The organism is Rhizobium sp. MHM7A, from assembly GCF_005862215.1.
Taxonomy (GTDB): domain Bacteria; phylum Pseudomonadota; class Alphaproteobacteria; order Rhizobiales; family Rhizobiaceae; genus Rhizobium; species Rhizobium bangladeshense.
In genome coordinates this window covers 137,452-148,697 of sequence record NZ_VCHT01000017.1, presented here as the reverse complement: position 1 = coordinate 148,697, position 11,246 = coordinate 137,452, and the positions used below count along the sequence as shown (strand labels likewise).

The following is an 11,246-nucleotide window of genomic DNA, read 5'->3' as shown; positions in this document are numbered from 1 at the left end:
TTATCCTTTCATCACCGTCACGTCGTCGATCTTGAGGGTGGATTTGTTCCTCACGAGGGCAACCAGGATACCGAGGGCGACGGCAACTTCCGCCGCGGTGATTGCGATGACGAAGATCGCGAAGATCTGTCCGCGGAAATCGGCGTGGTAACGCCCGAAAGCGATGAAATTGATGTTGACCGAGTTGAGCAGCAGCTCCAGCGACATCAGCACGATGAGAATATTGCGCCTGAGCAGCACGCCCGCCGCTCCGATCACGAACAGGACCACTCCGAGCGCAATATACCACCAGAGCGGAACCATCACCCCTGCTCCTTCCGCGCCAGCATGATGGCGCCGACCAAGGCCGCCAGCAGGATTACGGAGGCGGTTTCAAACGGCAGGAGATAGTCGGCGAAAAGTGCTGTGCCAAGCTGCCTGACGTCATCGCCGCCGCGCATCGCGACGGGCTCCATGACCGAAAAGCGGTTGCTCCAGAGCACCAGCACGAGCATCTCGGCCCCGAGCAGGACAAGCAGTACCAGAGCCGGGAGGTTGCCGCCTGGCAAGAACCGCTGCAACACCGCTTCGCGCACATCGATCATCATGATCACGAACAGGAACAGGACCATGATCGCGCCGACATAGACGAAGATCTGGATGACCGCGAGCAACGGTGCCTGGAGCAAGACGAAGATTGCCGAGACCTGCAGGAAACACGCCATCAGCGCCAATGCGCTGTGAACCGGATTGCGCGCCAGGACCACCGTCAGGGCCGTGATCACGGATACCGCAGCGAACAGAAGAAAAAACCCCTGATCCATCGACGCCGACCCTCCGACGCGAACTGCCACTCGGCGCGAGACGGCCGGATTCGAGACTGCGCCGCAACTTCAGATGCCTTCGCAAATTGTGCCCTAGTATCGGATTTTTCACAAGATTATTGTCATCGGGGAGTAAGATCGAGTCGGCCCGGATGTGGCGAAGGTCGCTTGCCCAGCGCGCTTTCGATAGGGTCGTACCGATTTTACTGTTCCATAGGCAAATGGGGCTTAGCCGGTTCGGTACTGACGTTTTGTTACGGCGTAGCGGGAAATTTCTTCCAAATAACACCGGCTGTTCCGGCCGAAGTTGCAAGTCTCTCTGCTATCAGGCCCCGCAACCGATTCTCAAAAACTCCCTCCAAAGCCCGCCAGGGGCTTGGCGTTAAGCCGCGCTGGCAATAGCTCGTCGCACAGGATCTTAAGGGACAGTCTTCGCAAGCGGATCAGCCACATGCTTGAGATGCCCGGGATCGCTCCTGGCACGACCAAGTCGCGTCATGTGGCTTCGTGTGATCGGCCGACTAATCCCCGTCTTTCAGGGAAAAGGCGAGCACATAGTCGCCGACTTCAGTCGAATTTGCTGCTCCGCCAACCGAGACCAGAACATATTGTTTGCGTGTCTTCGGTGAGACGTAGGTCATCGGCGTCGCACTCGAGCCGACCGGCAGAGGATATTTCCAAAGCTCGTTGCCGTTCTCGGCGTCATAGGCGCGGATGTAATAGTCCTGGAAACCGGCAAAGAAGACGATACCGCCCGCAGTCGCCGATGTGCCAGCATAGGTCGGCAATCCCATCGACATCGGTAAATTCATCTTTACCTTGAATGGCCCGAGCTGTTCGGCAGTACCGGCCGGCACCTGCCATGCGATCTTGCGCGTGTTCAGATCCACTGCCGTCACCGTGCCCCATGGCGGTTGCGTGCAGGGAATGCGCAATCGCGACGTCCATTTCTCGGTCGTCATTCCATAGGGCGTGCCGCGCTGCGGGGCGGAGGGACCGTGCGCGGTCGTGACGAGGGCGAAATCGACGTAATCGGCCCGCGGAACGAGCGCGAAGATGCTGGGTACGCGGATATCGTTCAAGAATACGCGGTTGTTGGGGAGGTCGAGCGAGACGCTTCCCCAGTTGAGGCCGCCCAGATTTCCCGGCTGCTGAATTGCAGGATGGGTGCCGATGGGGGTGAAATCACCGTCGTAGCGCATCTTGCGAAAGGCGATGCGGCAGGCCAGCTGATCGAACATCGTCAGGCCCCATGCCCTCTGCTCCGTGATGCGTTCCGCACCGATCGTCGGCATGCCGACGGAATAAGGCTGCGTCGGCGACAGTTTCTCTTCCGGCGCGCCTCCCGTCTGCGGGACCGGCTTTTCCTGAACTTCGGCGAGGGGAAGGCCCGTCTGACGGTTGAGCAGGAAAAGCTGCCCACGTTTGGTGGTCTGCAAGATAGCCGGCACGGTGGCGCCATTGCCATCCGGCAGGTCGATCAGCAGCGGTTGGGCCGGCAGATCATAGTCCCAGATATCGTGATGCACGGTCTGGAATTTCCATCTCTCCCGGCCTGTCGTCACATCGAGGGCCACCAATGTCGCGTTATACTGATCGGCGAAAGCCGGGCGATTGGCGCCATAATAATCCGGCGTAGTATTGCCGAGCGGGGCATAGATGAGGCCGAGCTTGTCGTCGAAGGCGGCTGTCGTCCACATATTGGGCGTGGCGCGCGTATAGGTCTGGCCTTCCGGCGGAAGCTTTGTGATCGCAGGATTGCCGAGGTCCCATGCCCATTCGAGCTCGCCGGTCACCACATTGAATGCGCGGATGACGCCTGACGGCTCGCCGACCTCCTGATTGTCCGTGACCCAGCCTCCGATGACAATCAGGTTGCGGGCAATCAGCGGAGCCGATGTCTGGAAATAGTAGCCCGTCTTGATTTCACCCATGCCCTGAGAGAGCTGCACGGTGCCGTTGTCACCGAAGCCCGTACATGGTGCACCGGTCTTGCTGTCGATCGCGATGAGGCGCGCATCGATCGTCGTCTGTATCAGGCGCTCATTGCATAGGCCGTCGGGCGACCGGCTTTGCTCCGGCATCTTGTAATAGCCAAGGCCGCGGCAGCGCTGCCAATAGGGCGCCGACGCCTTGGGATCGAAGGTCCAGCGGGGTTTTCCCGTATCGGCATCAAGGGCTGCGATCACATCCGTCGGTGTGCAAGTGTAGACCGTATCGCCGATCTGCAAAGGCGTGTTCTGATCGACGCCGTCGCCTCTTCCAGTGCGATATGTCCAGGCAAGATCGAGCCTGGCAACATTGCCGCGATTGATCTGATCGAATGGGGAATAGCGATCACCCGCGGTACTGCGGCCATAAGACGTCCAATCGGAGGGTGAGTTGTCGCCTTTGGCCGTCTTGTAGGCAGGAGTGTCGCCGGAGGGGCGGATCACCTCGTGGGGCGTGAAAGCAAGGCTGAAGCCCGCAGCAAACAGAATGGCGGCAAGCAGAGCGCCGCCGTGGAAGAGCTTTCGGTTGGCGGTCGGCAACCGCGCTGGTGCGAAGAGAAGCGCAAATCCCGCCACCGCGGTGGGGGACATCAGGCGTGCGAAGAGCGCCCAGAAATTGGTGCCAGACTCCCATATTGCCCAGGGGAGAGTGAAAACGGCGACAAGCAGGATAAGGAGTGCGCCCAGTGGCTTCCGGCGCCATAGCAGAACTGCGGCTACAAAGTAGGCAATTCCTGTGATTGCGTAATAGGGCGAGCCGCCGAGGCTGAGCAGCAAAGCGCCGCCTCCCGTCAAGCCCAATCCGATAAAGGCGAGAACGATACAGTATAGAGCGGCCAGATGTTTCATCGTCTCCTCATCCAATTCGCTACCCGAGCGCCTGCATTCGTCTCCGACCATCGAGCGTCGCCTCGGGCAGCACGGGGCGATTGGAGCGATGGTCAGGTATTCGTCCTGAAGAGGGGCAGTCTCCTCAAATTATTCCTGATGTAGCTGTGGTCACTGACACGTGTCCCTGAGCCGGCAATGATGCTTGAGATGGTCGGCGGCAAAAGCTTGCGATTTGCGATTGCGTCAAAACTTCCGAAAGGGGCACAGATGGTACTCGGCGAAAAACTTGATTTGGCGAAGGGGCGGCCGACAGGATTCGATTACATGCGATTGCTGTTGGCCTTTTCGGTGCTTTGGATACACACGGCTCGCGTCACCTATGGAGATGATCTGTTTTTGTGGGAAACGCCCCTGCGTCCGTTTATCAAGTCTGTGCTGCCGATGTTCTTTGCGCTGAGCGGGTTCCTGGTTGCTGGCAGTCTCGTGCGGTCGAAGACATTGATCTCCTTTCTTGGCAATCGATTTATCCGTATTTACCCCGCTCTCGCAGTGGAAGTGTTGCTGGCTGCTTTTATACTGGGAGCGATCTATACCGAGTATGACCTCAGTAACTACTTCACCGACCCCAAGTTTTTTACATATCTGCTGAACGTCACCGGGCACATTCACTTCAATCTTCCGGGGGTGTTCCTGAGCAATCCTGACGCCGCGATGGTGAATGGGCAGCTCTGGACCGTGCCTTTCGAGCTTGAATGTTACGTCGCGATCGCCGTGCTTTTCCTGCTCGGCGTGGTCAGGCGGCGCGTGATTGCGCTTGTCGCGACGACGGCGTTGATCGTGGGTTTTGGGCTTGCAAGATACTGGAAGCATGAAAGCAACTGGGCATCCATGCCTACGACCGCGTCGGGGAATCTACTGATCGGCTCCTTCCTCGTGGGTGTGACCATCTATCTCTACAAGGACAAGATTCTGTGGGACGTGCGCATCTTCATCGCTTCTGTTGCCGTCGTATTGTGGGCTTACTGGTTCACCCCGTTTGGAGATTTCATTGCCATTCCGGCTATTGGATATGTAACGGTCTTTCTCGGCCTCACCTCGCCCCGCAAGCTCGCACTGCTTCAGGGGGCGGACTATTCCTACGGCGTATTCCTCTACGGCTATCCCATCCAGCAGGCCTTCGTCGCGCTCGGACCCTGGGCGCATAACTGGTGGCTGAATGGGATCGTCTGCAGCATCATTGTCACTTGTTTTGCCGCCCTTTCGTGGCGATTCATCGAAAAGCCGGCGTTGGAATTGAGGAAGCAGGTGACCTGGCTCGAGAACCTCTACCTGCAACGCGGCACAAGACGGGAATTGGCCGGCGCGGTTTCGAAATAGGTTTTTCGCCCGCCCCTCCGGTACTTTGACCCTTGAGCGAGGGTGCCTGACCGGCAGAGAGATATCGGGATTCGCGGCCTCGAGCCCTGGTGGCCGATGCGGTGCAATTATCACAGATGAAAGGCTTCGCCGATCGCATGATGCCTCAACCATTTAAACTGGTACGAAGCGGAGAGCAGCCTCTCCCTTAGGGCTTCGCCTCGAGAATGAAAGCGGAGCGGCGGAAATTCCGATGGAGCCGGCATCGGTAGCGTTGAGGCTTGGTCCGGATGGCCGCGCAAGGGGGGCAGGGTCGAAGCCCGTTCTCATGCTTGTTGCTGCGCCGAACCGCTGCCTATTTTGCCTGGATTGTTTAGATTTCGCTCCCGGAGATGTTTTGCCAGTATTTCCAGCCTTCGCCCTGGATGAGCCCGTGATCGGACAAGTCCTTCCAGCCTGTGTAGGTGCCCGTATCGTTACAGACGAAGTCGCCCATGTCCTTATCGGAGGAGTAAACGGTATATTCTTCCGTATGCTGAGAACGGTGCGCGGCATCGGCAACCTTGTGCACGAAGGTCGACAGGAATTTGAAATGGAGAAGGGCGCCGGATACGCTGAGCGCGCCGCGCATGTTGCCCAGATTCAGCGAGAGCGGCCAGACCTGGTGCGATGATTTGAGAAACAGCCGTTCACCTGTCACATATACGAGAGGGATCTTGTTGAGCGCCGGTCCGTCCCAGAGCCGATCGCGAAAATAGATGCGTCCGCGGACGCCGCCTTTGATCCATATCGTCCCGTTGCGTTCGTCAAAATGTGCGACATAGCCGGATCTGTCGAAAAGATTGCAGACTTCGAGCGGGTTGCGGCCGGGTTCACATATATTTTCGAGAACGGGACGCGGGCTGTACATGTCGATCATGACCGAGCGGAGGGAATGGCCGCCAGTGGATTCGATATAGGCGGTCAACTGATCGATTGGGCGGGTGTCGCAATGCGGATAGACCAGAAACTCGTCTGCATCGACATAAAGGACCCATTTCTCCTGACAGTGCCGGTTGATGACCCCGTTGATCCAGTCATTTCCGAATCTTGCCGCCTTGTAGGAGCCATGTGCCGAAAGAAGCGAGACATCATCGAAGCTGGACAGCAATTCGGCCGTTCCATCCGTCGAGCCGTTGTCGATGCAGATGAAGTGCTCGAATCCGAGATCGCGATAATATTGCAGGAAAAATGCCAGCCGGTGGCCTTCGTCACGGATGACGCAGATGACGACGTGACGCGCCTGCCGGAGCCCGCTACGCATCAGGTCGTAGCGCACCTGCCGAGCCTTCAGCGACCGACGCAGGCGAGCTTTTGCATAATGCGAGATACTGGCGACCGAAGCCCGATAACTCATGATCCGTCCTGAATATTGTCCATTCCCGGAATGAATAGCCTTGCTTCGATAAGTCCGACGGAAGCAGCGCGGACCAATTCCCGCTGGCGGTGGGGGACCGCGCGGGAAGCGACGATATCGATTTTCAGGTCGATCTGGCTGGGTTCGATAACGCGCATCTTCATTTTCGGGTCGGACCAATATGCGTCATCATACGGCATAATCGCCAACCAGCAGGCTCTGCACTCGCGGATGGGGGCCGCTCTTCTCAATCGCATGCTCGATGCGTGCCCGTATCGATCGATATTTATAGAGTATCTTCCGATCGAAGCTTATCCCGCGATAGAGTGCGTTGTAAATCGGATGCGCTTTGCGCAGATCGACATAGACTTGGCTTTCCCGATCGGTCCATGGAAAAAAGGTCCCATGCCATGGCTTCGGATGCGCCATATAGTGGACGATCGCCAGTGACGACATGTTCACCAGATGCAGAAACTGCTTCGGAAAGTTCCAACGGTTGGACACAAGTATGAGCGATGAACCGCAAACGTAGTTCAATGCACCCTGATCATGTTTACCCTCGCAAGCCTCGGGATTTCTGGCAAAAAGCTCAAGCGCCTCCTGTCCGATCCAGCCGTTGCGATGGAATTTCAGAACTCCTGCATTGAAGTAGTGGTTGTCTTTCCCAGTGTTGAGGAAGTCCTGGATTGCGGTGTAATCGCGAGCCGCGAAAAACCGGCCCTCAGGCACGGTGGCGTTTTCGAGTTTGCGGAGATCGCTGACGATCTGGGTATCGCCATCGAGATAGATGATCTGGGTGTAATTGGCGGGTAGGATTTCGCAGAGGACCAGTTTCGCCATCGTGCTGACGCTGATGCGCCCCTGAAAATGCGAGCTGTCGAGCTTGCCGAGCGAGTCCCGCAGTGCGTCGGTCGCATCGGCCAATTCGACGCCGCTGGCGGCGAGTAAGGCTCTCAACTCGTCGAAATTTTCGAGACGTTCAGACATCAGCACGCAAACATCGGTTCCGCGGCTTGCCGATTTGCGGGCTTGAAGCGCTGAAAGAATAGTCGGAAACGAATATTCGACATCCGTGACATAGGCAATGCACTGGTTGTTCATGTCATCACCCTTCGGGTTGTCTTCAATCCGAGTGAATTGCTGCTGTTTTCAGGCCTGAGCGAATAGTTTTTGATTGGCCCGGCAGACCTGTCGTAGGACGGTCCTGTGCTGTATATATTGTGGAACGCCCGGCCGCTTGTTTGTTGAAACAGCATCCGGCCGTCGGCGGTTTTTGTGTGTTCCATTGTTGAGATGCTCATCATGAAGAATGCCGTGCCTGTGACAGGGCTGTGTTTCGACATATTGAACCGCGGCAGGACGATTGGCGCCGGGGACCTTGTCGAGGTGCAGAGGGAAGGAGGATCGTCATGCTGATCATGACCTTGGTGGCTGCAGTGGTATCGACAGCCGCCGGCGCTGCGATCCGCGCCTGGGCCTTTGCGATTTTCGCAATCCTTGTAGCAATCGGCTTCGGCAGCGTGGCTTTCGCCGACGGGTCTTCGCTGATCGGCGCGTTCGCTTCGGGTATCGCTTTCCTCGTGCTCATGGAGATAGGCTATCTGGCAGGCGTGTTCCTGTCGGGTTTTGCGCGGCGTAGCGCCAGGCTGCGACAAAACAGTTCCGCCGCCGATAGTGTCGCAGCCACCAGCGAGCGCCGGCAGGGCTGACGCCGAAACAGGATCGGCCGCCCGTCCTTCCCGGGAGGCGCTTGCGGAACCGCGTTCCGCCGACTTTTTCGCACCAGCATTTCCAAACTTTTGCGACGCCGGCGATTGCCGGCCAACCCAACTGGGCAGCTGCATGACCGCAACGGCGTGCCGCCCTTGGCTTCGAATGAAGTTCGCGACTGAGCTCATTACGCTGCAAACACCGGCGCTCTCCTGAGAGATGCCGATGTCTCCGGGGGAAGCCGATTTGCACCGGGCCGGCCCACCCGATGCTGCGACACATAGGGAGTGGCGAGGCAACCGGCGGCCAAACCCGCCGTGGTGCTGAACAGCAGGCCGAGATCGGTGCCGCTTCCTGAAATCGCCGCAGAGGCGATCTGTGAGATCGATGCCATGATGGCGGCATTTCCTATCGCGTGCGTCTCACGATCTCCCGAGGCCTGCCGGCTGGAGGCTCTGACAAGGCTGTACAGGAAGGCGACGAAGAGAAGCGTGCCGGTCAATCCGACGTTGGACAGCAAAGCGGCGACGAAACTCGATGCTCGAACCGTTCCAAGTCCGGCGCCGAAGGTCGCGGTATCGACGAATGCAATCAATGCCAGCGTGTTCCACGCGGTGCGCTCTTCGCCGGATTGCGATTGGAGCTTGTCCGATACGGTGGTGTTAAGGAGGCTGGTGATGGAATCCCACGTATCAGGAACAAGGCTGAGAGCGACGATGGCGCAGGGGACCAAGAAGAGGGTTATCGCCAGGAACGTAACGTGCGAGGTCTTAGCCGATCCTGCGATCATACGTTTGCAGCAGAAGAGCACGAACATACAGACAACGAAAAGCCCGGCAATATAGGCGGTTGTCGACGTGCAGAGCAGGATCGTCGGGCCGATGAAAAGCGTTGCTATGCCGGCCATGCGGCTTTGAACACGCTCCAGCCAGAGCAGAAGAGTGAACGAGAAATAGGCCAGTGCGACCGTCCCATATATGCTTGCTTCGGGAAAGGCGCCGACAATGCGTTTGAAACCGCTGATCGTCTCGGCCGTATGCATGGTGTAATTCGCGTTTCTGATGACATCGAGCAGGTACGACTGGCCGGTCACGAACGTTCCGATATCAAGCAACGCCAAGGCAAAACAAGCGATTGAAGCGACGATCAGCTGCTGTGCGATGAAACGCTGATATCCGAGCCTCGCGAGCCCCGAAACCACGGCAAAGCAGGCGAGGTCGCCAAGCAGATAGACAGATTGGCTAAGGTTGGACGAGCCTGGTGACAGGGGAGCGGCGACAGTCGACATCATGCCGGTCGCATCTCTCGCAGAGGAGTAGACGAGGGTCGCACCTGCAAAAATCCGCGGCAGGAAAAAGGAGGATACTACCGAAAACAGGATATAGGCGGCAAACCAGAAGCCGGGACCGGGATAAGAAATGCTCGCCAGCGCCGCTTGCGTCTGGACTGGACGCACCAGGGTGGCGGCGACGACAAACAGGAGCAGAAGATGGCTTGGCTGGATGCTGCTGCCGCCGAGTGCAGGCAATTGGAGAGCGGCCGCTGCACCCAGCAGCGTCAACAGGCATAGGGTCGCAACTGCAAAACGCGCGCCGTTGACCATGGCGAGGAGGCCAAGCAGGAGAACGATGAAACCGAGCGGCTCTATCGACATGCGTCCAATCCTGACCTGAACAAACAGCTGAAATAGTGATTTGGCAAAACGCGGACATCCAGAAGCCGATATGATAGCCGAGGCGAAAGCCGCCAGCTGTCGTCGCTGATCATCATCGCCTCCTAATTCGATCCCGTCTGGGATATCCAGCCGCGGCCCGCTCGATTATCCCCGGCCACATCAGAAGACGGGAGCGTCGAGCTCTGTGTCTGGCGTGCGGGCTGCAGCGGCGAAGTCGGCGCCTGAAGGTTCGTGTCCAAACCGACCTCGACGAGATCATGCGGCAGCAATGCGGTTTGCTCGTCGGCCACGATGGTGCTGTAGGTCCCGTCGCTATTACGACGCACAATCCTGTAGTTCTTCTGCGCTCTGCCAACACCCGGCGTGTCCATGTTCACCTGAGCGAGTTGAGCGTCGTACCCCGCCTGTTCCCCCAGAAGCTGAGCCACCTGGATATCGATCGCGGCCCTGCCGATCGCAAGATTGACCTGATTCAGCAGGTCCTGGTTTTCGCTGTTCTGCCTGTTGACGATATTGATTTTGGAACGGTTGGCCTCGCTGAGGCCCTGGCGAGCCGTTGTCAAGGCAACTTCGAGATCGATCAGGGTACCTTGTGCATCCGCAACCCAGCGGTCGACAGACACCTGACGGGAATTGCTGACTAACCCCTTGCTCGCCAGGCTGTTGACGTTGTCCAGTTCCTTTTGGGCGAGCTCAATCTGCCGCTTCTGCGAGCTGATCTTCGCCTCGAGCGACTCGACCTGCTGACCATAGAGGCGGGTGAGGTCGTTCGCCGCTTCGATCTGGCTGTCGATATCGATACGGCGCAGCCGCATCAGGTTCAATTCCTGCGCCTTCAGCTTGTCCACTTCGGCCGTTCCGACGAGTTCGGCAGGAATCTCGAAATCCTGCCCGCCGGCGATTTCCGCCCGCAGCCGCGCCTGCCGCATCAAAAGATCGCGCCGGTTGAGGACGGCCGTTCGAAAGGCGCCGGCTGCCTGGATCCGATCGCGCTCGAAGTAAGTGTTGTCCTCGCGTTCCCGCAGGAAGCCGCCAGCGATGCTGATGGCCTTCATGACAGTCATCCTCGATTCAAAAGGATAGCGCCCCGGGGTTTGAACGGTCCCGGTCACAAAAATCGGCGCATGCTCCGCAACCTCTAGGGCGATGTACGGCTTGCCAGGAAGTGCCGCCTTTTCAGCGAGAGCGCTGGCGATGGCGTCGGCGATTTCTTCAGTTGTTTTTCCGGAGGCCTGTACATGGCCGGCGATCGGGATCGACAATTCGCCAGTGTCGTCGATGGTGTAGACGCCATCGAGAGCTTCCCAGCTGGCATAGCGGGAATCCGCAGAACGCCATTCGACGACGCGCAATCTTACCTTGTCTTCAGGCACGAGCGTGAATGTTTGCGCGTGGGCGACGCTCCAGCTCGCCATGCAGCAGAAAACCAGCAACGCGAGTGCCGCGGAGATGACGCGATCGGACAAGAGTGTGGGCTGCATTGA

10 protein-coding genes are annotated in these 11,246 nt (G+C 58.2%); 2 read left to right on the top strand and 8 right to left on the bottom strand.

The window, feature by feature from the left end; genetic code table 11:
* From nuoK to FFR93_RS34685, 3 genes are all read right to left on the bottom strand, one after another.
* Positions 1–303 carry an NADH-quinone oxidoreductase subunit NuoK gene (gene nuoK / locus FFR93_RS34695; protein WP_064693264.1) on the bottom strand — a complete coding sequence of 101 codons (303 nt, stop codon included), beginning with the start codon at positions 301–303 and terminating at the stop codon, positions 1–3.
* Complete coding sequence (locus FFR93_RS34690) at positions 303–803, bottom strand: NADH-quinone oxidoreductase subunit J (RefSeq protein ID WP_064693265.1); 501 nt, start codon at positions 801–803, stop codon at positions 303–305. The genes nuoK and FFR93_RS34690 overlap by 1 nt, the downstream gene beginning before the upstream one ends.
* Before the next feature lie 521 nt (positions 804–1,324).
* Positions 1,325–3,643 carry a membrane-bound PQQ-dependent dehydrogenase, glucose/quinate/shikimate family gene (locus FFR93_RS34685; protein ID WP_138396503.1) on the bottom strand — a complete coding sequence of 773 codons (2,319 nt, stop codon included), beginning with the start codon at positions 3,641–3,643 and terminating at the stop codon, positions 1,325–1,327.
* Between the two features lie 249 nt (positions 3,644–3,892).
* Here FFR93_RS34685 and FFR93_RS34680 point away from each other — a divergent pair, with 249 nt between their 5' ends.
* Entirely contained in the window at positions 3,893–5,002 is a 1,110-nt protein-coding gene (locus FFR93_RS34680; protein WP_064706174.1) for an acyltransferase, read from the top strand.
* A 352-nt stretch (positions 5,003–5,354) separates the two neighbouring features.
* Here FFR93_RS34680 and FFR93_RS34675 read toward each other — a convergent pair whose 3' ends face one another.
* The 3 genes from FFR93_RS34675 to FFR93_RS34670 are packed head-to-tail and all read right to left on the bottom strand — an operon-like array spanning position 5,355 to position 7,478.
* The gene (locus FFR93_RS34675; protein WP_064706059.1) at positions 5,355–6,377 is read right to left on the bottom strand and encodes a glycosyltransferase family 2 protein; all 1,023 of its coding nucleotides are present in this window, start codon (positions 6,375–6,377) and stop codon (positions 5,355–5,357) included.
* Positions 6,374–6,535, bottom strand: coding sequence for a hypothetical protein (locus tag FFR93_RS41110; protein ID WP_171049305.1), 162 nt, complete (start codon positions 6,533–6,535; stop codon positions 6,374–6,376). The genes FFR93_RS34675 and FFR93_RS41110 overlap by 4 nt, the downstream gene beginning before the upstream one ends.
* Positions 6,536–6,566: 31 nt before the next feature.
* On the bottom strand, positions 6,567–7,478 hold the full coding sequence (locus tag FFR93_RS34670) for a glycosyltransferase (protein ID WP_138396502.1): 912 nt from the start codon (positions 7,476–7,478) through the stop codon (positions 6,567–6,569).
* A 308-nt stretch (positions 7,479–7,786) separates the two neighbouring features.
* Here FFR93_RS34670 and FFR93_RS34665 point away from each other — a divergent pair, with 308 nt between their 5' ends.
* Entirely contained in the window at positions 7,787–8,086 is a 300-nt protein-coding gene (locus tag FFR93_RS34665) for a hypothetical protein (protein ID WP_064706056.1), read from the top strand.
* Positions 8,087–8,274: 188 nt separating this feature from the next.
* Here FFR93_RS34665 and FFR93_RS34660 read toward each other — a convergent pair whose 3' ends face one another.
* Both FFR93_RS34660 and FFR93_RS34655 read right to left on the bottom strand, forming a co-directional pair.
* Entirely contained in the window at positions 8,275–9,741 is a 1,467-nt protein-coding gene (locus FFR93_RS34660; protein WP_138396501.1) for a hypothetical protein, read from the bottom strand.
* Positions 9,742–9,863: 122 nt separating this feature from the next.
* Positions 9,864–11,243, bottom strand: a complete 1,380-nt coding sequence (locus tag FFR93_RS34655) for a polysaccharide biosynthesis/export family protein (protein WP_138396500.1) — start codon at positions 11,241–11,243, stop codon at positions 9,864–9,866.
* Positions 11,244–11,246 lie beyond the last annotated feature (3 nt).

Bases quoted from the DNA above. Each gene is read 5' to 3' on its own strand.
- nuoK (WP_064693264.1), bottom strand. From the start codon at position 303: ATGGTTCCGCTCTGGTGGTATATTGCGCTCGGAGTGGTCCTGTTCGTG.
- FFR93_RS34690 (WP_064693265.1), bottom strand. From the start codon at position 803: ATGGATCAGGGGTTTTTTCTTCTGTTCGCTGCGGTATCCGTGATCACG.
- FFR93_RS34685 (WP_138396503.1), bottom strand. From the start codon at position 3,643: ATGAAACATCTGGCCGCTCTATACTGTATCGTTCTCGCCTTTATCGGA.
- FFR93_RS34680 (WP_064706174.1), top strand. From the start codon at position 3,893: ATGGTACTCGGCGAAAAACTTGATTTGGCGAAGGGGCGGCCGACAGGA.
- FFR93_RS34675 (WP_064706059.1), bottom strand. From the start codon at position 6,377: ATGAGTTATCGGGCTTCGGTCGCCAGTATCTCGCATTATGCAAAAGCT.
- FFR93_RS41110 (WP_171049305.1), bottom strand. From the start codon at position 6,535: ATGCGCGTTATCGAACCCAGCCAGATCGACCTGAAAATCGATATCGTC.
- FFR93_RS34670 (WP_138396502.1), bottom strand. From the start codon at position 7,478: ATGAACAACCAGTGCATTGCCTATGTCACGGATGTCGAATATTCGTTT.
- FFR93_RS34665 (WP_064706056.1), top strand. From the start codon at position 7,787: ATGCTGATCATGACCTTGGTGGCTGCAGTGGTATCGACAGCCGCCGGC.
- FFR93_RS34660 (WP_138396501.1), bottom strand. From the start codon at position 9,741: ATGTCGATAGAGCCGCTCGGTTTCATCGTTCTCCTGCTTGGCCTCCTC.
- FFR93_RS34655 (WP_138396500.1), bottom strand. From the start codon at position 11,243: ATGCAGCCCACACTCTTGTCCGATCGCGTCATCTCCGCGGCACTCGCG.